The sequence below is a fragment of the Modestobacter roseus genome (assembly GCF_007994135.1).
Taxonomy (GTDB): Bacteria; Actinomycetota; Actinomycetes; order Mycobacteriales; family Geodermatophilaceae; genus Modestobacter; species Modestobacter roseus.
On sequence record NZ_VLKF01000001.1, the window covers coordinates 2,690,838 to 2,713,868 of the forward strand.

Annotated in this window: 17 protein-coding genes and 1 tRNA gene; 7 read left to right on the forward strand and 11 right to left on the reverse strand. The window is 74.7% G+C overall.

The window, feature by feature from the left end; genetic code table 11:
* Positions 1 to 10: 10 nt before the first annotated feature.
* On the forward strand, positions 11 to 790 hold the full coding sequence (locus tag JD78_RS12730) for an endo alpha-1,4 polygalactosaminidase (RefSeq protein WP_208104091.1): 780 nt from the start codon (positions 11 to 13) through the stop codon (positions 788 to 790).
* Here JD78_RS12730 and prmC read toward each other — a convergent pair.
* The 9 genes from prmC to argS form a co-directional block, all read right to left on the reverse strand.
* Positions 760 to 1,650 (reverse strand): peptide chain release factor N(5)-glutamine methyltransferase, encoded by an 891-nt coding sequence (gene prmC, locus JD78_RS12735; protein ID WP_153361416.1) that lies wholly within the window; start codon positions 1,648 to 1,650, stop codon positions 760 to 762. The genes JD78_RS12730 and prmC overlap by 31 nt on opposite strands.
* Positions 1,647 to 2,723, reverse strand: a complete 1,077-nt coding sequence (gene prfA, locus JD78_RS12740) for a peptide chain release factor 1 (RefSeq protein WP_153361390.1) — start codon at positions 2,721 to 2,723, stop codon at positions 1,647 to 1,649. The genes prmC and prfA overlap by 4 nt, the downstream gene beginning before the upstream one ends.
* Positions 2,724 to 2,837: 114 nt before the next feature.
* A complete protein-coding gene (rpmE, locus tag JD78_RS12745) occupies positions 2,838 to 3,062 on the reverse strand; it encodes a 50S ribosomal protein L31 (RefSeq protein WP_153361389.1) in 225 nt (74 codons plus the stop codon).
* Positions 3,063 to 3,195: 133 nt separating this feature from the next.
* Positions 3,196 to 5,484: a transcription termination factor Rho gene (rho, locus tag JD78_RS12750; protein ID WP_153361388.1), complete on the reverse strand. Its 2,289-nt coding sequence runs from the start codon at positions 5,482 to 5,484 to the stop codon at positions 3,196 to 3,198.
* A gap of 268 nt (positions 5,485 to 5,752) precedes the next feature.
* Positions 5,753 to 6,652, reverse strand: a complete 900-nt coding sequence (gene thrB / locus JD78_RS12755; RefSeq protein WP_228395271.1) for a homoserine kinase — start codon at positions 6,650 to 6,652, stop codon at positions 5,753 to 5,755.
* A gap of 12 nt (positions 6,653 to 6,664) precedes the next feature.
* Positions 6,665 to 7,747: a threonine synthase gene (gene thrC / locus JD78_RS12760; RefSeq protein WP_153361386.1), complete on the reverse strand. Its 1,083-nt coding sequence runs from the start codon at positions 7,745 to 7,747 to the stop codon at positions 6,665 to 6,667.
* A complete protein-coding gene (locus JD78_RS12765; RefSeq protein WP_153361385.1) occupies positions 7,744 to 9,036 on the reverse strand; it encodes a homoserine dehydrogenase in 1,293 nt (430 codons plus the stop codon). Before JD78_RS12765 ends, thrC begins: the two co-directional genes overlap by 4 nt.
* Positions 9,033 to 10,538, reverse strand: coding sequence for a diaminopimelate decarboxylase (gene lysA / locus JD78_RS12770; protein ID WP_153361384.1), 1,506 nt, complete (start codon positions 10,536 to 10,538; stop codon positions 9,033 to 9,035). The genes JD78_RS12765 and lysA overlap by 4 nt, the downstream gene beginning before the upstream one ends.
* Positions 10,535 to 12,196, reverse strand: coding sequence for an arginine--tRNA ligase (gene argS / locus JD78_RS12775; RefSeq protein WP_153361383.1), 1,662 nt, complete (start codon positions 12,194 to 12,196; stop codon positions 10,535 to 10,537). Before argS ends, lysA begins: the two co-directional genes overlap by 4 nt.
* Before the next feature lie 294 nt (positions 12,197 to 12,490).
* Here argS and JD78_RS12780 point away from each other — a divergent pair, with 294 nt between their 5' ends.
* The 3 genes from JD78_RS12780 (at position 12,491) to JD78_RS12790 (ending at position 14,046) form a co-directional block, all read left to right on the forward strand.
* On the forward strand, positions 12,491 to 13,186 hold the full coding sequence (locus JD78_RS12780) for a DUF3105 domain-containing protein (RefSeq protein ID WP_228395270.1): 696 nt from the start codon (positions 12,491 to 12,493) through the stop codon (positions 13,184 to 13,186).
* Positions 13,186 to 13,887: a DUF305 domain-containing protein gene (locus JD78_RS12785; RefSeq protein WP_153361381.1), complete on the forward strand. Its 702-nt coding sequence runs from the start codon at positions 13,186 to 13,188 to the stop codon at positions 13,885 to 13,887. The genes JD78_RS12780 and JD78_RS12785 overlap by 1 nt, the downstream gene beginning before the upstream one ends.
* Before the next feature lie 87 nt (positions 13,888 to 13,974).
* Positions 13,975 to 14,046 (forward strand) — tRNA-Arg (locus JD78_RS12790).
* 88 nt (positions 14,047 to 14,134) lie between these two features.
* On the opposite strand, the gene JD78_RS12795 is transcribed toward JD78_RS12790, so the two are convergent.
* Complete coding sequence (locus JD78_RS12795; RefSeq protein WP_153361380.1) at positions 14,135 to 15,772, reverse strand: ABC-F family ATP-binding cassette domain-containing protein; 1,638 nt, start codon at positions 15,770 to 15,772, stop codon at positions 14,135 to 14,137.
* A 49-nt stretch (positions 15,773 to 15,821) separates the two neighbouring features.
* A complete protein-coding gene (locus JD78_RS12800; RefSeq protein WP_228395269.1) occupies positions 15,822 to 16,961 on the reverse strand; it encodes an adenylate/guanylate cyclase domain-containing protein in 1,140 nt (379 codons plus the stop codon).
* A gap of 142 nt (positions 16,962 to 17,103) precedes the next feature.
* Between JD78_RS12800 and JD78_RS12805 the strand changes: the two genes are divergently transcribed.
* The 3 genes from JD78_RS12805 to JD78_RS12815 all read left to right on the forward strand — a co-directional run bounded on the left by JD78_RS12805 (position 17,104) and on the right by JD78_RS12815 (position 23,005).
* Positions 17,104 to 18,126: an ABC transporter ATP-binding protein gene (locus JD78_RS12805; RefSeq protein WP_153361379.1), complete on the forward strand. Its 1,023-nt coding sequence runs from the start codon at positions 17,104 to 17,106 to the stop codon at positions 18,124 to 18,126.
* Positions 18,123 to 18,875, forward strand: coding sequence for an ABC transporter permease (locus tag JD78_RS12810; RefSeq protein WP_153362731.1), 753 nt, complete (start codon positions 18,123 to 18,125; stop codon positions 18,873 to 18,875). The genes JD78_RS12805 and JD78_RS12810 overlap by 4 nt, the downstream gene beginning before the upstream one ends.
* A 206-nt stretch (positions 18,876 to 19,081) precedes the next feature.
* Entirely contained in the window at positions 19,082 to 23,005 is a 3,924-nt protein-coding gene (locus JD78_RS12815) for a multifunctional oxoglutarate decarboxylase/oxoglutarate dehydrogenase thiamine pyrophosphate-binding subunit/dihydrolipoyllysine-residue succinyltransferase subunit (RefSeq protein ID WP_153361378.1), read from the forward strand.
* The last annotated feature ends 26 nt before the right edge of the window (positions 23,006 to 23,031 follow it).

Below are 23,031 nucleotides of genomic sequence, written 5' to 3' on the forward strand. Positions count from 1 at the left end.
TCGTGCACAGGTGGGCGCTGGCGACGTCGACGGCGCTGCTGCTGACCGCCTGCGGGGCGAGCGGCGGGCCCGCCGACCCGACCGGGGGCCGCCGTCCGGCGCGCGGTTCGACTACCAGCTGGGTGGCGCCCACCCGCCGGCGGACGGCGTGCAGGTGGTGGTCCGCGACCGCACCGCCGAGCCAGCGCCGGGCGGGTACCCGGTCTGCTACGTCAACGCCTTCCAGACCCAGCCCGGCGTCGCGGAGGTGCCGGACGACCTGCTGCTGCGGGACGGTGGCGCGCTGGTCGCGGATCCGGACTGGCCCGACGAGCACCTGCTCGACGTCTCCACGGCCGACCGGCAGGAGCGCGTCGCCGACCTGGTGGGCGGCTGGATCGACGGCTGCGCCGACGACGGGTTCGCCGCCGTGGAGCTGGACAACCTGGACAGCTGGACCCGGTCGCGGGGCCTGCTCGAGCGGGCCGACGCCGAGGCGACGGCCCGGCTGCTGGTCGACCGGGCGCACGCCGCCGGGCTGGCCGTGGCGCAGAAGAACGCCCCCGAGCTCGACGGCGCCGCACTGGGGTTCGACTTCGCCGTGGCCGAGGACTGCGGCGCCTACGACGAGTGCGCCGTGTTCACCGACGCCCACCCGGTGGTGCTGGACGTCGAGTACACCGACGAGGGCTTCGCCGCCGCGTGCGACCTCGCGGACGACCTCGCGGGCCTGAGCGTGCAGCGCCGCGACCTGGCGGTCTCGCTGCCGGACGACCCCGACTACGTCGCGGAGTGGTGCCCGGCCCGCTGAGCCCGGGTCCGCTGAGCGGTGGTGTGCCGGGGGCGGCCGGCGAGGTCGGGGTGATCGGCCACGTCGGTCCAACCGCCGTGCGCGCGGACCAGCGCCGGCAGCGAGGCACCCTGCTGGTCGGCGTGCTCGATGCCCAGCCAGCCGCCGGGCCGCAGCAGCCGGGCCGCGGTGTCCAGCAGCCCGCGGACGACGTCCAGCCCGTCCGGGCCGCCCCACAGCGCCAGCGGCGGGTCGTGGTCGGCGACCTCCCGGGGCAGCCCGGCGCCGTCGGGGACGTACGGCGGGTTGGAGACGACGACGTCGACGGTGCCGTCGAGCTCGGCGAGCAGCTGCGGGTCGGTCATGTCCCCGGCGCGCACGTCGACCGGGGTGTCGCCGGCGGCGGCCCGGGCACGGGCGTTGTGCCTGGTCCACTCGATCGCGCCGGCGTCCCGCTCCACGGCGACCACCCGGGCGCCCGGGTGCTCGGAGGCGACCGACAGCGCGATCGCCCCCGAGCCGGTGCCCAGGTCGACGACGAGCGGCGCGTCCTGGCCGGCGATGCGGTCGAGCACCCAGCCGGCGATGAGCTCGGTCTCCGGGCGGGGCACGAAGACGCCGGGCCCGACGGCGAGCTCGAGGTGCCGGAAGGGGGCCGTGCCGGTGAGGTGCTGCAGCGGCACCCGGTCGGCGCGCAGCTCCACCCACCCGGCGAACCGGTCCACGGCGGCCGCGGGCACGTCCCCGGCGGTGAGCAGGCCGGCGCGGGTCGTGCCCAGGACCGCGGCGAGCAGCAGCTCGGCGTCCACCCGCGGCGACTCCACGCCGGCCTCGGCGAGCCGGCGCGCGGCGTCGGCCAGCAGGCTCCGGGCGGCGGTCAGGAGCCGGCCGCCAGCAGCTCGGCGGTGTGCGCGGCGGTCAGCGCGTCGATCACCGGGTCCAGCTCGCCGTCGAGCACCGCGTCGAGGTTGTGCGCCTTGAAGCCGACCCGGTGGTCGGAGATGCGGTTCTCCGGGAAGTTGTAGGTGCGCACCCGCTCGCTGCGGTCGACGGTGCGGACCTGGCTGCGGCGGGCGTCGCTGGCCGCGGCGGCGGCCTCGTCCCGGGCGGCGGCGAGCAGCCGGGAGCGGAGCACCCGCAGCGCGGACTCGCGGTTCTGCAGCTGGCTCTTCTCGTTCTGCGAGCTGACGACGATGCCGCTGGGCAGGTGGGTGATGCGCACCGCCGAGTCGGTGGTGTTCACGCTCTGCCCGCCGGGCCCGGACGACCGGAAGACGTCGATCCGCAGGTCGCCCGGGTCGACGCTGACGTCGACCTCCTCGGCTTCGGGGAGCACCAGGACCCCCACCGCGGAGGTGTGGATGCGCCCCTGGGACTCGGTGACCGGCACCCGCTGGACCCGGTGCACGCCGCCCTCGAACTTGAGCCGCGACCACACCGCCTCCGGCCCGCGGGCCTTGATGGCGACCGCGACGTCCTTGTAGCCGCCCAGCTCGGCGTCGACCGCGTCGAGCACCTCGGTCGCCCAGCCCCGGCGCTCGGCGTAGCGCAGGTACATCCGCAGCAGGTCCCCGGCGAACAGCGCCGACTCCGCGCCGCCCTCCCCCGCCTTGATCTCGAGGATGACGTCCTTGTCGTCGTCGGGGTCCTTGGGCAGCAGCTGCTCGGTGAGCTGCTGGGTCAGCTCGCCGATCCGGACCTGCAGTCCCTCGGCCTCGGCGGCGAAGGAGGCGTCCTCGGCGGCCAGCTCCTGCGCCGCGGACAGGTCGTCGCGGGCGGCGTCCAGCGCGCGGGCGGTCTCCACCACCGGGGCCAGCTGGGCGTAGCGACGGCCCAGCCGCCGGGCGCGCGCGGTGTCGGCGTGCACCGCCGGGTCGGCGAGCTCCAGCTCCAGCTCGGCGTGCTCGCTGAGCAGACCGGCGAGCCGGTCGCTGCCGGTGTCACTGCTGCTCACGCACACGCTCCTGCGAGGAGGGCAGAAATGGCCATTTCTGCCCGGTTGGGGCCGGACATGACGACGGCGCCCGCCCCGCCCCGGTGAGGGGCGGCGCGGGCGCCGTCGGAGGTGCTACTTCTCGGCGCCGGTGGTGCGCTTGCCGAACCGCTTCTCGAAGCGGGCGACGCGGCCACCGGTGTCCAGGATGCGCTGCTTGCCCGTGTAGAAGGGGTGGCAGGCGGAGCAGGTCTCGACGGTGAGGGTGCCGCCAGGCGCCGTGCTGCGGGTGGTGAACGTGTTGCCGCAACCACAGGTCACCTGGGTGACGTTGTAGTCGGGGTGGATGTCGGCCTTCATGCCGTGCACCCTCTCTCTGTCTCGGGATCTGGTGGTTCGGACGCCGCCGGTGACAGCGGCGGAGGCTCGACGGGCCAGTGTACGGCTCCGCCGACGCAGCGGAGCGGCCCCCTGCGCGAGGGGGCCGCGCCCGTCACTCCTTCTCGTTGACGCCGAGCGTCGTCTTCTGCACCTGCATGAGGAACTCGATGTTGTTGCGGGTCTTCCGCATCCGGTCGAGCAGCAGCTCCAGCGCCTGCTGGGGCTCCAGCGCCGACAGCACCCGGCGCAGCTTGATGACGATCGCCAGCTCGTCGGGCGAGAGGAGGATCTCCTCCTTGCGGGTGCCCGAGGCGTTGACGTCGACGGCCGGGAAGACCCGCTTGTCCGCCAGCCGGCGGTCGAGCTTGATCTCCGCGTTCCCGGTGCCCTTGAACTCCTCGAAGATGACCGTGTCCATCGTGGAGCCGGTCTCGACCAGCGCCGAGGCGATGATCGTCAGCGAGCCACCGTTCTCGATGTTGCGGGCGGCGCCGAGGAAGCGCTTGGGCGGGTACAGCGCCGTGGAGTCGACACCGCCGGAGAGGATGCGCCCGCTGGCGGGGGCCGCCAGGTTGTAGGCGCGGCCCAGCCGGGTGATCGAGTCCAGCAGGACGACGACGTCGTGACCCATCTCGACCAGGCGCTTGGCCCGCTCGATGGAGAGCTCCGCGACGGTGGTGTGGTCCGCCGGCGGCCGGTCGAAGGTGGAGGCGATGACCTCGCCCTTCACCGACCGCTGCATGTCGGTGACCTCCTCGGGCCGCTCGTCGACGAGGACGACCATGAGGTGGCACTCGGGGTTGTTCGTGGTGATCGCGTTGGCGATCGACTGCAGCACCATCGTCTTGCCGGCCTTCGGCGGGCTGACGATCAGCGCCCGCTGCCCCTTGCCGATCGGCATGACCAGGTCCATGACGCGGGTGGTCATCAGGTGCGGCTCGGTCTCCAGCCGCAGGCGGTCCTGCGGGTAGAGCGGGGTGAGCTTGGTGAAGTCCGGCCGGTTGCGGGCCTGCTCGGGGTCCATGCCGTTGACCGAGTCGAGCCGCACCAGCGCGTTGTACTTGTCCTTGCGCTCGCCCTCGCGCGGCTGGCGCACGGCACCGGTGATCGCGTCACCGCGGCGCAGCCCGTACCGGCGCACCTGGGAGAGCGACACGTAGACGTCGTTCGGGCCGGTCAGGTACCCGGAGGTGCGGACGAACGCGTAGTTGTCCAGCACGTCGAGGATGCCGGCGACCGGCAGCAGGACGTCGTCCTCGCTGACGGTGGGCTCGTTCTGGTCGAAGCGCTCACGCCCACCGGCCTGGCCGCCACGGCGGTTGCGGTCGCGGTAGCGCCGGCCACGCCGGCGGCCGCCGCCCTCGAAGTCGTCGTCGTCCTCGTCGTTGCGGACGTCGTTGCGCGGGTCGTTGCGGTCGGTGCGCTCGTTGCCCCGGCCGCCGTCCCGCTGCTGCTCGGCGCGGTCGTTGCGGTTGCGGCCGTTGCGACCGCCCCCGTCCCGGTTCCCACCGTCGCGGTCGTCGTTGCGGGCGTCGCGGTCGCGGTCGTTGCGGTTGCGGCCGCCACGGTCCTCGCCCTCCCGGCCACCCTCGGAGCGGGCGGCGCGGTCCTCGCGCGGAGCCCGCTCCTCACGGGTGCCCCGCTCCTCGCGGTTGCCTCGCTCCTCGCGGTTGCCTCGCTCCTCGCGGGTGCCTCGCTCCTCACGAGGGGCCCGGTCCTCGCGCGCGGGCTCGCCGTCCCGGTCGCCGCGGTTGCGGTTGCGGCTGGGGCGCTCACGCTGCGGGCGCTCGCCGTCGGTCGCCGGGGTCTCGGCGGCCGGGGCGTCGCTGGTGCGCGCATCGGTGGCAGGGGCGTCGGCGGCAGGTGCCTCGCTGGCCCGTGCGTCGGCGGCCGGCGCATCGCCGGTGGCTGCCTCGGGGGCGGCGTCCGCGGTCGGTGCGCCGGCGGGGCGGCTCGCCGCACGCCGGCGACGGCCGGTGGGGGCGCTCCCGGCGGGGTCGGCGTCCGCGGTGGTGACCGGGCCGCCGTTGGCGCCGCCGCTCACCGGCGCCTCGAGGGGCGCCGAGGTGGCGGCCCCGCTGTCGGCGGCCGGGGCGTTCGGGGCCGGGGCGTTCGGGGTCGGGGCGTCAGCGACCGGGGCGTCGGCGGTGGGGCTCGCGGCCGGGGAGGCCGGGGCGCTCACCTGGCGCTCGGAGATCGCGGCCACCAGGTCGCTCTTGCGCATCTTCGCGGTGCCGGGGATGCCCAGCTCGCCGGCCAGGCGCTGCAGCTCGGGGAGCAGCATGCCGGACAGCCCGCTGCCGCGACGGCGGGAACGGGGAGCCGTTCCGGCACCGGCGGCTGCCTCGTCGGACGGGGCGGCGTCGCGCGCGCCGTCGATGAGGTCGGTGGTCTCACTCACGTACAGGTCCTTCCCTGCGGTGACCTGCGCCTACCAGCGCAGGAGGTGACCCGGTCCCGGAGGCGGCAGGAGCCCGGGGGCTCGTGGCGACCGTGCGGAGGCGTCGGGTCTGTGGATGCGGGCCGAGGATCGGGGAGACGATCACCGTGAGAGGGTCGTCCGTCTGCAACGTCCCGCGTGAGGCTCGCCCGAGGGCGGCTACGTCGTCAGCCTAGATGCCGGCTGACATGGGCCACAACACCGGCTACCACCAGTGTGTTCCTGGGCATCACAACCGTACCGCACGCCCCATCTCGTGGACGACCGCGCCGTCGTCGTCCACCGACAGGGGCATGCACCGCCACCCGTTCGGGGCGTGGGCGGCCAGCTCGTCGGCCGCGCCGGCGTCCGGCGCGAGCACCAGCACGCAGGGGCCGGCACCGGAGACCACCGCGGCGTGCCCGTCGGCGCGCAAGCGCGCGAGCAGGGCGGCGCTGTCGGGCATGGCGGGGGCCCGCTGCGCCTGGTGCAGCCGGTCCTCGGTGGCCTCCAGCAGGAGCTCGGGCGCGGTGGTGAGCGCGTGCACCAGCAACGCGGCCCGTCCGGCGTTGGCGGCGGCGTCGGCGTGCGGCACCGCCGCCGGCAGCAGCCCGCGGGCCACGTGGGTCGAGAGGGTCGCGCCGGGCACGAAGAGCACCGGCGTGACCTCCGGGCGGACCGCCAGCCGCACGGCGCGGGCGCCGGCCGGGGTGGTCCAGGACAGCGTCGCCCCGCCCAGCAGGCAGGGCGCCACGTTGTCCGGGTGGCCCTCCAGCGCCGAGCACAGTCGCAGGACGGCGGCCTCGTCGACGTCGGTGACGTCGGGGCACAGCGACCAGGCGGCCAGCACCCCGGCGGTGACCGCGGCGGCCGAGGAGCCCATCCCCCGCCCCTGCGGGATGCCGTTGGTGGCGGCCAGGCGCAGGCCCGCCGGTGACCAGCCGAGCTCTGCGCAGGCGGCCCGGAAGGCCTGGACCACCAGGTGCGACTCGTCGGTGGGGAGGTCGCCCTCGCCCTCGCCGGCCACGGTCACGGCCAGGCCGCCGTCGGTGACCTCGACCTCCAGCTCGTCCCAGCAGGTGAGGGCCAGCCCGGCGGCGTCGAACGCCGGCCCGAGGTTCGCGCTGGTCGCCGGGACCCGGATCCGCACGCCGTCCACCGGCTACAGGCCCAGCTGCGCGGCGGCCGCCGCGGCGTCGACCGGGACGGTGACCGGGGCCGGCGCCCCGGAGATGGCCCACTCGGGGTCCTTGAGGCCGTTGCCGGTGACCGTGCAGACCACCCGCTGGCCGGGCTCCAGCCCACCCGCCTCGGCGACCTGCAGCAGCCCGGCGACCGAGGCGGCCGAGGCCGGCTCGACGAAGACCGCCTCGGAGCGGGCCAGCAGCCGGTAGGCGGCGAGGATCGCCCGGTCGGTGACCGCGTCGATCCGGCCGCCGGACTCGTCGCGGGCGGCCAGCGCCTTGGTCCAGGACGCCGGGTTGCCGATCCGGATGGCGGTCGCGATGGTGCTCGGCTGCTCGACGACCCGACCGGTGACGATCGGCGCGGCGCCAGCCGCCTGGAAGCCCCACATCCGCGGCGTGCGGGTGGCCGGGCCGTCGGCGGCGTACTCGCGGTAGCCCTGCCAGTAGGCGGTGATGTTGCCGGCGTTCCCGACCGGCAGGCAGTGCACGTCAGGCGCGTCGCCGAGGACGTCGACGATCTCGAAGGAGGCGGTCTTCTGCCCCTCGATGCGGTACTGGTTCACGCTGTTGACCAGGCTGACCGGGTAGTCGATCGCCAGCTTGCTGGCCAGCGCCAGGCAGTCGTCGAAGTTGCCCTCGACCTGCAGCAGCTTGGCCCCGTGCACCAGCGCCTGGGCCAGCTTGCCGGTGGCGATCTTCCCCTGCGGGACGAGCACCGCGCAGACCAGCCCGGCGCGCGCGGCGTAGGCGGCGGCGCTGGCGCTGGTGTTGCCGGTGGAGGCGCAGATGACCGCCTGCGCGCCCTCCTCCAGCGCCTTGGTGATCGCCATGGTCATGCCGCGGTCCTTGAACGACCCGGTCGGGTTGGCGCCCTCGACCTTGAGGAACACCTCGCACCCGGTGCGCCGGGAGAGCTCGGGCGCGGGCACCAAGGGGGTGGCGCCCTCCTGCAGCGTCACCACCGGGGTGCTGTCGCTGACCGGCAGCCGGTGCCGGTAGGCCTCGATCAGCCCCGGCCAGTACGGGGAGACCGCTCCCCGGAGTCCCGCAGTGGTCATGACAGCCCCTCCACGCGCAGCACGCTCGTCACGCCGCGGACGGCGTCCATCTCCCGCAACCGGGCCACCGTCGTCGCCAGCGCGGCGTCCGGGGCCCGGTGGGTCACGATCACCAGCGTCGCGGCGTCGCCGTGGCCGTCCTGCCGGACGGTGGCGATGCTGACGCCGTGCGCGGCGAACTCCTGGGCGACCGTCGCGAGCACGCCCGGCACGTCGGCGACGTCGAGGCTGACGTGGTACCGGGTGGGCGTCTCGGCCATCGGCCGCACGCTCAGCCCGGCGTAGCCGGTGGTGCCCGGGCCGGCGGCGCCGGTCAGCCGGTTGCGCGCCACCGCCACCAGGTCGCCGAGCACCGCGCTCGCGGTGGGCTCCCCCCCGGCGCCCTGGCCGTAGAACATCAGCTCACCGGCGGCGTCGGCCTCGACGAAGACGGCGTTGAACGCGCCGCCGACCGCGGCCAGCGGGTGGGTGGTCGGGATCATCGCCGGGTGCACGCGGACCGCGATCGTGTCGCCGTCCTCCCCGGCCACCCGCTCGCAGATGGCCAGCAGCTTCACCGTGCAGCCGATCTCCGCCGCCCGGGCCACGTCGCTGGCCGAGACCGCGGCGATCCCCTCCCGGTACACGTCGGAGGAGCGCACCGGGGAGTGGAAGGCCAGCGAGGCGAGGATCGCGGCCTTCGCGGCGGCGTCGAACCCGTCGACGTCGGCGGTCGGGTCGGCCTCGGCGTAGCCGGCCTCGGTCGCCTCGGCCAGCGCCTCGCCGAAGCCGGCGCCGGTCTCGGCCATCCGGGAGAGGATGTAGTTGGTCGTGCCGTTGACGATGCCGACGACGCGGCGCAGCTGGTCACCGGCGAGCGACTCGCGCAGCGGGCGCAGCAGCGGGATCGCCCCGGCCACCGCGGCCTCGTAGTAGAGGTCCACCCCGGCGTCCGCGGCCGCGGCGTGCAGCGCCACACCGTCCTCGGCCAGCAGCGCCTTGTTCGCGCTGACCACCGACTTGCCGGCGCCGATCGCCGCCAGCAGCAGGGTGCGGGCCGGCTCGATGCCGCCGATCACCTCGACCACCAGGTCGACGTCGTCCCGGGTGACCAGCGCCTCGGCGTCGGTGGTGAGCAGCTCGGCGGGGACTCCCGCGTGCCGGTCGGGCCGGCGGACGGCGACCCCGGCCACCTCGACCCGGCGGCCGACGCGGGCGGCGAGGTCGTCGGCCTGCTCGGACAGCAGCCGGAGCACGGCGCTGCCGACGGTGCCGCAGCCCAGCAGGGCGACCTTCAGGGAGTCACTCACGAGCGGGCTCCAGCGGGGTGCTCGGGGGCCGGCTGGTCGATCGCCGGCGAGGGGGCGGGGACGTCGGCGAGGACCGCGTCGAGGGCGAACACGTCGGACAGGGTCTGCCGCCGCACGATCTCGGTGGCCGCACCGCCCCGGACGGCGACGACCGGGGGCTTGAGCAGGTAGTTGTAGTTGCTCGCCATCGACCAGCAGTAGGCGCCGGTCGCGGCGACGGCGAGCAGGTCGCCGGGCTGCACGTCCGAGGGCAGCCACAGGTCGCGGACCAGCACGTCCCCGCTCTCGCAGTGCTTGCCCACCACCCGGCACAGCGCCGGCGGGGCGTCGGAGGTGCGGTTGGCCAGCACGCAGGTGTAGGCGGCGTCGTAGAGGGCGGTGCGGATGTTGTCGCTCATCCCGCCGTCGACGGAGACGTAGTTGCGCACCAGCGGCGCACCCGGGGCGCCGCTGGAACCGAGCCGGACCGGCTTGATGGTGCCGATCTCGTACAGGGTCACGGTGCCCGGCCCGGCGATCGCCCGCCCGGGCTCCACGGCCAGCCGGGGCACCGGCAGCCCCAGCTGGGCGCACTCGGCGGCGACCACCGTGCGCAGCCGCGCCGCGACGTCGCCGGGGGTCACCGGGTCGTCCTCGGGCAGGTAGGCGATGCCGAACCCGCCGCCGAGGTTGAGCTCGCCGAGCACCTCGCCGGTGGCCTGGTGCACCTGCCCCAGCAGGCCCACCACCCGGTGCGCGGCGGCCTCGAAGCCCGCGGTGTCGAAGATCTGCGACCCGATGTGGCTGTGCAGACCGGCCAGGTGCAGCGCCGGCTCGCGGATGACCCGGACCGCGGCGGTCAGCGCGTCGCCGGTGGCCAGCGAGAAGCCGAACTTCTGGTCCTCGTGGGCGGTGGCGATGAACTCGTGGGTGTGCGCCTCGATGCCCACCGTCGCGCGGATGAGCACCGGCACCGGCGTGCCGCCGCCGGCGACCCGGGCCTCGGCCATCGGCACCAGCCGCTCGATCTCGTCGAAGGAGTCGAGCACCACGTGCCCGATCCCGGCGTCGACGGCGAGCTGCAGCTCGACCAGGGACTTGTTGTTGCCGTGCAGCGCGATCCGCTCGGCGGGGAAGCCGGCGGCCAGCGCGACGGCGAGCTCGTTGCCGCTGCAGGCGTCCAGGAACAGCCCGTCGTCGGCGATCCAGCGGGCCACCTGCCCGCAGAGGAACGCCTTGGAGGCGTAGTGCACGTCGGCGGGCAGCTGCGGGTCGGCGAAGGCGGTGGCGAAGTCCGCCGCCCGGCCGCGGAAGTCGCCCTCGTCCAGCACGAACAGCGGCGTGCCGTGGGTGCGGGCCAGCTCGGTGACCGGGCGGCCGCCCAGGTGCATCTCCCCGCCGACCCGGGTGGCCGAACGCGGCCAGACGTGCGGGTCGAGCGTGCCCAGGTCGGTGGGCGGGGCACCGGCGGCCGGCGGCGGGGTCAGCGTGCCGTGCAGCGGCCCGGCCGGGTGCGCCCTCACATCCGCTCCGGCGCGGAGACCCCGAGCACGCCCAGGCCGTTGCGCAGCACCGTGGCGGTCGCGGCGCACAGCCACAGCCGGGCCGTGGTCACCGGGGTCGCCTCCTCGTCGCCGCGGGGCAGCACCCGGCAGACGTCGTAGAAGCGGTGGTAGGTGCCGGCCAGCTCCTCCAGGTACCGGGCCACCCGGTGCGGCGCCCGCAGCTCGGCGGCCGAGGCGACCACCTGCGGGAACTCCGCGAGCGCGCGCAGCAGGTCGCTCTCCCGCTGGGTCTCCAGCAGCGCGGTGTCGACCCCGCCCGCATCGCCCAGCGCCAGCCCCAGGTCGGCCGCCCCGCGCAGCACCGAGGAGATGCGGGCGTGGGCGTACTGGACGTAGAAGACCGGGTTGTCGTTGGTCTTCCGCGTCCACGCGTCCAGGTCCAGGTCGATCTGCTGGTCGACCGAGGCCCGGGCGAGGGCGTACCGGGCGGCGTCCGCGCCGATCGCGTCGACCAGGTCCTCGAGGTTGACCACCGTGCCGGCCCGCTTGCTCATCCGCACCGGCTCGCCGTTGCGGACCAGGTTGACCAGCTGGCCGATGAGGATCTCCAGGTTCGTGGCCGGGTCGTCGCCCATCGCCGCGACCAGCGCCTTGTACCGCCCCACGTAGCCGGTGTGGTCGGCGCCGAGCATGATCACGACCCGGTCGAAGCCGCGCTCCCGCTTGTCCAGGTAGTAGGCGCAGTCGGCGGCGAAGTAGGTCGGCTCGCCGTCGCTCTTGACCAGCACCCGGTCCTTGTCGTCGGCGAACGTCGTCGTCCGCAGCCAGACCGCACCGTCGGACTCGTAGACGTGCCCCTGCTCCCGCAGCCGGGCCACCGCCTTCTCCAGCGCGCCGCTGTCGTGCAGCGTCTTCTCCGAGAAGTAGGTGTCGAAGACGACGCCGAAGCCGGCCAGGCTGCGCTTGATCTCGGCGAACATCAGCTCGACGCCGCGCACCCGGAAGCGCTCCTGCTGCTCGGGGGCGGGGAGCTCCAGGACGCCGGGCTCCGCCGCGACGACCTGGGCGGCGATCTCGCCGATGTAGTCGCCGGCGTAGCCGTCCTCGGGCACCGGCCGGCCCAGCGCCGCGGCCTGCAGGCTGCGGGCGAACCGGTCGATCTGCGAGCCCGCGTCGTTGAAGTAGTACTCCCGGGAGACCTCCGCGCCGCTGGCGGTGAGCAGCCGGCCGAGCGCATCACCGACCGCAGCCCACCGGGTGCCGCCGATGTGCACCGGGCCGGTCGGGTTGGCCGAGACGAACTCCAGATTCAGCCGCTGCCCGGCCAGCACCGTGGTGCGCCCGTAGGCCTCCCCCGCGGTCACCACCCGGACGGCGATCTGCCCGAGCGCGTCCTTGGCCAGGGTGACGTTGAGGAAGCCGGGGCCGGCGACGTCGACCGCCGCCACGCCCTCGTGCTCGCGCAGCTGCGCGGCCAGCACCTCGGCCACCTCGCGCGGCGGCCGCGCGGCCGGCTTGGCCAGCCGGAGCGCCACGTTGGTCGCGTAGTCACCGTGCTCGGGGTTCTTCGGGCGCTCGATGACGACGTCCTCCGGGACGGCGACGGCGAGGTCGCCGCGCTCCACGGCCGCCGCGACAGCGGACCGGACGACGTCACTGAGCTGCTCGGGTGTCACCCGGCGAGCGTACTGAGCGGCTCGGCGCCCCGGGCCGGACAGGTCGGCGACGTCCAGGGTCCGCACAGGTCGGCGACCTAGACTCGCGACCGTCCGGGCCAGCCCCGGGCCGCGACCTGCGGGGGCACCAGGCGCCCGCGGAGCAGCACCTGCGAGGAGAGACAGTTGGCCAAGGACCCCAAGCCCGGAACCGGTCGCCCGTCCGGTGGCGCCTCCCGTGGGGGGTCGGGGGCATCTCGGCCAGGGGTACAGCAGTCCGGCGGGCGCGGGCGCACCCGGCCGCCGGCCAACGTGGTGACGCCGCAGCGGCCCTGGGGGCTGATCGCCGCGGCGGTCGCGGTCGCCGTCTTCGCGGCCGCGATCCTCACCTACGCCGTCGTCACGGTGAACCGGTCCAACGCGAACCGGATCACCTCCGCCGACCAGCTCGAGGGGCTGGAGACCTACGACTACGCCGGCGCCGAGCACGTCGTCACCGGGGTCGACTACGTGGAGACCCCGCCGGTGGGCGGGCCGCACGACAACGAGTGGGCCGACTGCACCGGCACGGTCTACGACGCGCAGATCCGCCCCGAGAACGCGGTGCACAGCCTGGAGCACGGTTCGACCTGGATCACCTACGACCCCGACCTCACCAGCGACGACGACGTCGCCACGCTGGAGGAGCTGGTCGACGGGCGCCAGGGCCTGATGCTCTCCCCGTGGCCGGGCCAGGGTGCGCCGATCAGCCTGCAGTCCTGGAACCACCAGCTGACCGTCGACTCGGCCACCGACGAGCGGGTCGAGCAGTACGTCGACTTCTTCACCCTCAACGCCGACTTCCACCCCGAGCCGGGCGCCAGCTGCGACAACCCCGCCTTCCTCAGCGACCCGCTGGTCGTCGGCGACGAGAGCCGCTACGCCGGCGCGGGTGAGCCGGACATGAGCGGCGTCCCGAGCGACGCCCCGGTGAGCGAGACCCCGGCGGCCGACGCCACCGGCACGCCCTGATGACGGCACCGGAGACCGGGCACCCCGCCCCGGGACGGCCCCGCTGGCTGACCGCCCTGCTGGTCGGCGTGATCGCCGTCGGCATGCTGGTGGCCGGTGGCGGCCTGGCCGTCGCGCTCGGCATCGGCTCGGAGGAGACCCCGGCCGCGGACTCGGTCGACGCCGGGTTCGCCCGGGACATGTCCCGCCACCACCTGCAGGCCGTGCAGATGGCCAACCTCGCGCTCACCCGCAGCGAGGACCCGGAGGTGCAGCAGCTGGCCTTCGACATCTCGGCCACCCAGACCAACCAGGTCGGCCGGATGCAGGGCTGGCTGTCGCTGTGGGGGCTGCCGCTCACCAGCGGTGAGGTCATGGGCTGGATGGACGACGGCGAGATGGCCGACATGGCCGGGATGGACCACGCGGGCCACGGCGACGGCGCTGCCGAGGATGCGGCGCTGATGCCGGGGATGGCCACCGACGCCGAGCTGGCGGAGCTGCGCGCCGCGACCGGCGACGAGCTCGACGTGCTGTTCCTGCAGCTGATGACCCGGCACCACCAGGGCGGGCTGGAGATGGCCGAGTACGGCGAGGAGCACGCGCAGCGGGCCGCCGTGCAGCGACTGGCGGAGTCGATGGCGCAGAGCCAGACGGCGGAGACCGCGACGATGGTCGACATGCTCCGCGACCGCGGGGCGGAGCCGCTCCCCTTCCCCTGACCCCACCCCCTGACCCCGTCGGCCCGGCCGGTCACCCGGGCTGGTAGTTTCTCTCCCGGCGCCGGGAGACCGGTCGCCGCGGAACGAGCCCCCGTAGCTCAGGGGATAGAGCACTGCCCTCCGGAGGCAGGGGCGCAGGTTCGAATCCTGCCGGGGGCACCCACAGCCCCGAGGCTCACCGCAGCACCGAGACCGCCCGCCCGGCCACTGGCCGGGCGGGCGTCGTCGTTCCCGAGGCCACCCCGCGTCAGGCGTCCCGGACGATGCCGTCGCTGACCAGCAGCCGCCGGGTGGTGTGCACGGCCTCGAGCATCCGCCGGTCGTGGGTGACCAGCAGCAGCGTGCCCGGGTAGTCGGCCAGCGCCTGCTCCAGCTGCTCGATCGCCGGCAGGTCCAGGTGGTTGGTCGGCTCGTCGAGCACCAGCACGTTCACCCCGCGGGCCTGCAGCAGCGCCAGCGCGGCCCGGGTCCGCTCCCCCGGGGAGAGCGTCGCGGCCGGGCGCAGCACGTGGTCGGCGCGCAGGCCGAACTTCGCCAGCAGGGTGCGCACCTCGGCGTCGGGCCAGTCGGGCACCTGCCGGCCGAAGGCGAGGGCGAGCGGCTCGTCGCCGAGGAAGAGCCCGCGCGCCTGGTCGACCTCGCCCAGCCGCACCCCGGGGCCCAGGGCGGCGGCGCCGTCGTCCAGCGGCAGCCGGCCCAGCAGGGCCGCGAGCAGGGTGCTCTTGCCCGACCCGTTGGCGCCGGTGATCGCCAGCCGGTCACCCCAGCCGACCTGCAGGTCGACCGGGCCCAGCTGGAAGCCGCCGCGGCGGACGACGGCGCCGCGCAGCGTGGCGACGACGTCACCGGCCCGGGGCGCGGCGGCGATCTCCATCCGCAGCTCCCACTCCTTGCGCGGCTCCTCGACCACCTCCAGCCGCTCGATCCGCCGCTCGGTCTGCTTGGCCTTCGCCGCCTGCTTCTCCGAGCTGGCCCGGTTGGCGGCCTTGATGTGCTTGTCGCCGTCCTTGCTCTTCTTGATCGAGTCGCGCACGCCCTTGGCCATCCAGTTGCGCTGCATCCGCCCCCGCGCCTCCAGCGACGCCTTCGTGTCGGCGAACTCCTCGTACTCCTCGCGGGCGTGCCGCCGGGCCACCTCCCGCTCGGCCAGGTATGCCTCGTAGCCGCCGTCGTGCACGCGGACCAGCTGCTGGGCGAGGTCCAGCTCGACCACCCGGGTGACCGTCCGCGCGAGGAACTCGCGGTCGTGGCTGACCAGCACCACGCCCGCGCGCAGGCCGCCCACGAACCGCTCCAGCTGGTCCAGACCGGCCAGGTCCAGGTCGTTGGTCGGCTCGTCGAGCAGCAGCACGTCGTAGCGGGACAGCAGCAGCGAGGCGAGCCCCACCCGGGCCGCCTGGCCACCGGACAGACCGGTCATCGCGGCGTCCAGCGCCACCCCGGGGGCGACGCCGGCCACCACCTCCTCGGCGCGCTCGGCGAGGTCGGCCCCGCCCAGGGCCAGCCAGCGCTCCAGCGCGTCGGCGTAGGCGTCGTCGGCGCCGGCCTCCCCCGCGGTCAGTGCGTCGGTGGCGGCGTCCAGGGCCCGCTGCGCCGCGTCGACCCCCGTCCGCCGGGCGAGCGCGTCGAGCACCGTCTCCCCGGGACGGCGCTCGTGCTCCTGGGGCAGGTAGCCCACGGTCGCCGACGGCGGGGACAGCGCGACGTCACCGGACTCGGCGGGCAGCCGACCGGCCAGGGTCTGCAGCAGGGTGGACTTGCCGGCGCCGTTGACCCCCACCAGCCCGACGACGTCGCCGGGGGCCACGACGAGGTCGAGGCCGGTGAACAGGACACGGGCACCGTGGCCGGCGGCGAGGCCGCGGGCCAGCAGGGTGGCGGACACCCGCACATCGTGCCCACCGCCCTGCGCGGCGGTCGACCGGGTTCCCCGGTCAGGCCGGTGGCTCGTCCGAGCCGCGCCGCAGCACGTCGTGGGCGATCTCGTCGAGCAGCTGCTCCAGCGCCGCGACGCCCGGCACGTCGCCGGCCTCGCGCCGGCGGACCAGCCAGGGCCGCAGCTGGTCGTAGCCACGGACCGACACCTGCCGCAGCGGCCGGACCCGGTAGGCGGGCGAGCCGAGCAACCGGCGGGCCAGCTCCCGGTCGACCAGCACGGTGGACGGCCGCGCGATCGAGGTCAAGCGGCTGGCCAGGTTGACCACCGGGGAGTACACGTCGCCGAGCCGGGTGAGCACCGGCCCGTAGGCGGCCCCGACCCGCAGCGGCGGGCGGTCGTCGGCCGACCACTCCACCGGCAGCCGCAGCGCGATCTCCACCGCGTCGACGGCGTCGGCGCAGGTGAACAGCACCCCGTCACCGACGGTCTTGACCACCCGGCCGCGGTACCGCGCGATGACGTCGGCGGCCAGGCCCTCGAAGTCCTCGACCATGTCGCCCAGCTCGCGCCCGCCCATCCCGCGGCTGCGGGAGGTGTAGCCGACCAGGTCGGCGAAGCCGACCGCGAGCTCCCGGTGGTCGGCGCCGGAGGACAGCACCAGCCGCCCCGCGTTCGCGGCCAGGTGCCGGCGCCAGACGTAGTCCTGCAGCTCGCTCATCAGCGGCAGCAGCGCTTCCGTGGAGCGCAGCACCGCAGCCGCCACGGCGTCCGTGCCGGCGTCCACCCCCAGTCCGACCCCGGCCTCGGCGAGCCGGGCGGCGACCAGGTCGGTCTGCCAGTCGGCCAGCCGGGACAGCGTCTGCCCCATGGCCCGGGCGATCGACGCCTCGGTCAGCGGGTCCACGAACCCGGAGTCGATCAGCGCCGACAGCCGGGCCAGCGCGGTCACGTCGGCGTCGGTGAAGGCCGGGTCGTCGTCGGCGACGTCGGCGAAGCCCAGCGCCCGCCACAGCCGCTGGGTCCGTTCGGCGGGCATCCCGGCCAGCTCGGCCACCTGCCGCCGGGTGTACCGGCGCGGACCGTCGAGCAGCAGCCGCTCGAGCTCCTCCCGGGCAGCCGCCGATCGTCCGGCCGGCTCGGCCGGCTCGGTCGGCCCGGTCTCCGTCAGCGGTCGGCCCGCGGGGTCCGCCGCCACCCGGCGACCGTGCGGGAGGCGTTCACGAGGCCGGAACCTACCAACCCGGCGGGTGCACTGTGCCCACGGTCACGCCGCCTGGACCCCGGCCCCGCCACGCCCGGCCCCGGCGGGCTCCCCCAGGGCGTCCCCGTGCGCTTGGATGACCCCCGGAGTGCGCGACCCGCTGATCCCTCGCCGACCCCAGGAGCCCGAGATCGCCAGCCCCAGCAGCGCCCGGACCGACCCCGTACGGGTCGAGGTCCGCGGCCTCACCAAGTCCTTCGGCGCCGTCCGCGCCGTCGACAGCCTCAGCTTCACCGTCGAGCCCGGCCAGGTGACCGGCTTCCTCGGCCCCAACGGCGCCGGCAAGACCACCACGCTGCGGATGGCGCTGGGCCTGATCACCCCCGACGGCGGGACGACGACCTTCAACGGCACGCCCTACGCCCGGCTGGACGAGCCGCTGCGCCGGGTCGGCGCGGTGCTGGAGACGGCCTTCCACCCGGCCCGCAGCGGCCGGGACCACCTGCGCGTCTACGCCGCTGCCGCCGGCCTGCCCGCCGCCCGCGCCGACGAGGTGCTGGCCCGGGTCGGGCTCGGACCGGCCGGCCGGCGCCGGGCCGGCGGCTACTCGCTGGGCATGCGCCAGCGCCTGGGGCTGGCCACCGCACTGCTGGGCGACCCCCAGGTGCTCGTGCTCGACGAGCCGGCCAACGGGCTGGACCCGGAGGGCATCCAGTGGCTGCGCGGCTTCCTGCGCCACCTGGCGCACGAGGAGGGGCGCACCGTCCTGGTCTCCAGCCACCTGCTGTCCGAGGTCGAGCAGACCGCGGACCGGGTGGTCATCGTGGGCGCCGGGAAGCTCGTGCGGGAGGGCTCGCTGGCCGAGCTGCGCGGTGGCGCCGGCGGTGGCACCGTGCTGGCCCGCAGCCCCCAGGTGGTCCAGCTCGCCGACCTGCTGGCGGCGGCGGGCGCCACCGTGGCGCCCAGCGGACCCGACGGCGTCACCGTGTCCGGCATGCCCACCGAGGAGGTGGGGCACCGGGCGTTCACCGCCGGGGTCGAGCTGCACGAGCTGCGCGCGCAGACCAGCGGCCTCGAGGAGGTCTACTTCCGGCTCACCGCCGGGCAGGAGCAGTACGCCGCGGGTGTCCCCGCGCAGACCGAGGGGACGACCCGATGACCCGGCTGGTGCGCGCGGAGTGGCTCAAGCTGCTGACCACCCGCGTCTGGATCGGGCTGCTCGTCGGCGCCTGCGTGCTGGCCGGCGGCTTCGCCGCCCTGTTCACCGGCCTGGCCGGACAGCAGGGCGGTCCGGCGCCGATCGGCACCCCCATGTACGAGCAGCTGGCGCTGGGCGCCGCCGGCCAGGCGGCGATCCTGTCCCTGGTGCTGGGCATCATCGGGATGACCCAGGAGTACCGGCACCGCACGGCCACCCCCACCTTCCTGGCCACCCCGCACCGCGGGCGGGTGGTGATCGCCAAGCTGATCGCCTACCTGGTGGCCGCCGTCCCCTTCGCGCTGGCCGCCTGCGCCGTGGCCGTGCTCGTGGTGGTCGTCTACGCCGGGGCACGCGGGGCCGCGCCCTCGCTGAGCGGTGACAACCTCGAGGTGCTGCTCGGGGCGACCGTCTCGATCGTGCTGTACGCGGTCATCGGGGTCGGGGTGGGCGCGCTGTTCCGCAACCAGGTGGGCGCGATCGTCGGCTCGCTGGTCTACCTCTTCATCATCGAGAGCATCGTCGGCGGCATCCCCGCCACCGCCGGCGTCTACAAGTGGCTGCCCGGCGGCGCGGCGGCGGCGCTCACCGCGGTCAACGAGGGGCCGGACCTGCTCAACCAGTGGCAGGGCGGGCTCCTGCTGCTGGGCTACGGGCTCGTCGCCGCCCTGCTCGGCACGCTGCTGGCGGTCCGCCGCGACGTCGTCTGACGGCCCTGGCGGACCGTGCGGCCGTCACCCGCCGCCCGGGTCGGGCGGGTGACGGCCCGGCCGCGCGCGGGACCCGTGGGACCGGTGAGCCGGGACACGTGCGGCACCTCACGTCGCACGATCCGCGGCACGGGGGCCGGGCGTAGAGTCGGACACCGGTCCAACGACGTCCACCGACGAAGAAGGCACTCCTCCCCGTGTCAAGCGTGAGCTCATCCCAGCCGTCCGCCGCCAACAGCAGCCCGGTGGCGGGTTTCGGCACCAACGAGTGGCTGGTCGAGGAGATGTACCAGCAGTACCTCGCCGATCCACGCAGCGTGGACCAGGCCTGGCACGACTTCTTCGCCGACTACCGGCCGGGCAGCCCGGTCGCCGACGGGCAGGACCGCACGTCCGCCGCGGCCACCCCGGCCCCGTCGTCCACGCCGACGCCCGCCGCCGCCCCCACCGCGACCGGCTACGCGTCCCCCGCCCCCGAGCGCGAGGTCACCGGCCGCGACGCCGCACCGCAGCGGGCCGAGGCGCCCGCACCGCGGGAGGCGAAGGCCACCGCCGCGCCGTCGTCCGGCGACGCCGCACCCGCGGACCGGCCCAGCACGCCTGCCGCCAGCCCCGGCACCGAGGAGACCGTCTCCCGGGCCCCCATCGCCGACCCCCGCTCGGAGGGAACCGTGGTCAACCGCGCCGCCGAGCGCGCCTCGCAGCAGCAGCCCGCCGCACCGGCCAAGCCGGTGGCCAAGGCAGGGGCCGCGAAGCCGGCCGCCGACGCCGGGGAGGGCCCGAGCCGCACCCCGCTGCGCGGTGCGGCCGCGAGCGTCGTCAAGAACATGAACGCCTCGCTGACCGTCCCGACGGCCACCAGCGTGCGCGCGGTCCCGGCCAAGCTCCTGGTCGACAACCGGATCGTCATCAACAACCACCTGGCCCGTGCCCGGGGCGGCAAGGTGTCCTTCACGCACCTGATCGGCTACGCGCTGGTCCGGGCGCTGGACGCCTTCCCGAACATGAACAGCTCGTTCGCCGAGGTCGACGGCAAGCCGGTGCTGGTGCGCCCCGAGCACGTCAACTTCGGGCTGGCCATCGACCTGCCCAAGCCCGACGGCTCGCGGTCGCTCGTGGTCGCCTCGATCAAGGCCGCCGAGACCATGGACTTCGCGGAGTTCTGGGGCGCCTACGAGGACATCATCCGGCGGGCCCGCGCCAACAAGCTGACGATGGACGACTTCTCCGGCACCACGGTCAGCCTGACCAACCCGGGCACGATCGGCACCAACCACTCGGTGCCGCGGTTGACCACCGGCCAGGGCACGATCGTCGGCGTCGGGGCGATGGACTACCCGGCCGAGTTCCAGGGGATGAGCCCCGAGGCGCTCGCCGAGATGGCCGTCTCCAAGATCATCACGCTCACCTCGACCTACGACCACCGGGTCATCCAGGGCGCGGAGTCCGGCGACTTCCTGCGCCGGATGCACCAGCTGCTGCTGGGTGAGGACGGCTTCTACGACGACGTCTTCCGCTCGCTGCGGGTGCCGTACGAGCCGGTCCGCTGGGTGCCCGACATGCGGGTCAGCCACGAGGGGCAGATCGACAAGAACGCCCGGGTCATCGAGGTCATCGAGGCCTACCGGCGCAACGGCCACCTGATGGCCGACACCGACCCGCTGGAGTTCAAGGTCCGCACCCACCCCGACCTGGACATCGTCCAGCACGGGCTGACGCTGTGGGACCTCGACCGGCAGTTCCCGGTCGGCGGCTTCGCCGGCGAGCGGACCATGCTGCTGCGCGACATCCTCGGCGTGCTGCGCCAGTCGTACTGCCGCACGGTGGGCATCGAGTACATGCACATCACCGACCCCGAGGAGCGCACGTGGCTCCAGGAGCGGATCGAGGTCAAGCACGACAAGCCCGCCCGGGACAAGCAGAAGCGGGTGCTCGGCCGGCTGAACGCGGCCGAGGCGTTCGAGACCTTCCTGCAGACCAAGTACGTCGGGCAGAAGCGCTTCAGCCTGGAGGGCGGCGAGTCGGTCATCCCGCTGCTGGACGAGGTGCTCACCTCCTCCACCGAGCACGGCCTCGAGGAGGTCGCGATCGGCATGGCCCACCGCGGCCGGCTGAACGTGCTGGCCAACGTGCTGGGCAAGAGCTACTCGAAGATCTTCGGGGAGTTCGAGGGCAACATCGACCCGGGCACCGTGCAGGGCTCCGGCGACGTGAAGTACCACCTGGGCGCCGAGGGCAGCTTCGAGCACGAGGGCCGTCGGCTCGCCGTGTCCCTGGCCAGCAACCCCAGCCACCTGGAGACGGTCAACCCGGTCCTCGAGGGCATCGTGCGCGCCAAGCAGGACATGATCGACAAGGGCGAGGGCGGCTTCACCGTGCTGCCCGTGCTGCTCCACGGGGACGCGGCCTTCGCCGGCCAGGGCGTCGTGCAGGAGACGCTGAACCTGTCGCAGCTGCGCGGCTACCGCACCGGCGGCACCGTGCACGTGGTCATCAACAACCAGGTCGGTTTCACCACCAGCCCGGCGCAGTCCCGCTCGACGCTCTACTCGACCGACGTCGCCCGGATGATCGGCGCCCCGGTCTTCCACGTGAACGGCGACGACCCCGAGGCCTGCGTCCGGGTCGCCCGGCTGGCCGTGGACTACCGGCAGGCGTTCAACAAGGACGTCGTCATCGACCTGGTCTGCTACCGCCGGCGCGGGCACAACGAGGGCGACGACCCCTCGATGACCCAGCCGCTGATGTACGACATCATCGACCGCAAGCGCTCGGTCCGGAAGCTGTACACCGAGGCGCTGGTCGGCCGGGGCGACATCACCCTCGCCGAGGCCGAGGAGGCGCTGAAGGACTACCGCGACCAGCTGGAGCGGGCCTTCGCCGAGACCCACGACGCGCGGGACTCCTCGGCGCCGGAGCCGGTGATGGACCCGCGCTCGCCGCAGTCGATGACGGTCGACACCGCCATCACCCGCGAGGTGCTCAAGGCCATCGGCGACGCGCACGTCTCGCTGCCGACGGACTTCACCGTGCACCCCAAGCTGCAGCGGATGCTGGAGCGCCGGGCGGCGATGGCCAGCGAGGGCGGCGTCGACTGGGCGATGGGCGAGCTGCTGGCCTTCGGGTCCCTGCTGATGCAGGGCGTGCCGGTGCGGCTGGCCGGCCAGGACTCCCGCCGCGGCACCTTCGTGCAGCGGCACTCGGTCCTCATCGACCGGGAGTCCGCCGCCGAGCACACCCCGCTGGCCCACCTGACCGAGGACCAGGCGAAGTTCTTCGTCTACGACTCGCTGCTGAGCGAGTACGCCGCGCTCGGCTTCGAGTACGGCTACTCGGTGGCCAACCCCCAGGCGCTGGTGCTCTGGGAGGCCCAGTTCGGCGACTTCGTCGACGGCGCGCAGATGGTCATCGACGAGTTCATCAGCTCCGGCGAGGCCAAGTGGGGGCAGCGCTCCGGCGTCGTCCTGCTGCTGCCGCACGGGCTGGAGGGCCAGGGGCCCGACCACTCCAGCGGCCGGATCGAGCGCTTCCTGCAGCTGTCGGCCGAGAACAACATGACGGTCGCCAACTGCTCCACGCCGGCGAACTACTTCCACCTGCTGCGCCGCCAGGCGCTGTCGGAGGTGCACCGCCCGCTGGTCGTCTTCACCCCGAAGTCGCTGCTGCGCGCCAAGGCCGCGGTGAGCCCCGTCGAGGAATTCACCGAGCAGCGGTTCCGCCCCGTCCTGCCCGACCCGGGCGTGCGCGGCGCGGCGCTGGACGCCGCCGCGGTGCGTCGCGTGCTGCTGTGCAGCGGCAAGGTGAGCTACGAGCTGCTGTCCCAGCGGGAGTCCGAGGGTCGCACCGACACCGCGGTCCTGCGGGTCGAGCAGCTCTACCCGCTGCCGGCCGAGGAGATCACCGAGGCGCTGGCGCAGTACCCGGACGCGACCGACGTCGTGTGGGTGCAGGAGGAGCCGGCCAACATGGGCGCCTGGCAGTTCATGGCCTGCAACCTGCCCGAGCACCTCACCGGTGGCCGGACGCTGCGCCGGGTCTCCCGCAAGGCCTCGGCCAGCCCGGCCGTGGGGTCGGCGAAGGTGCACGAGGTGGAGCAGCGCCAGCTGGTCGCCCAGGCCTTCGCCGACTGACCGCGCTCCGCCGACCGAGGGGGAAC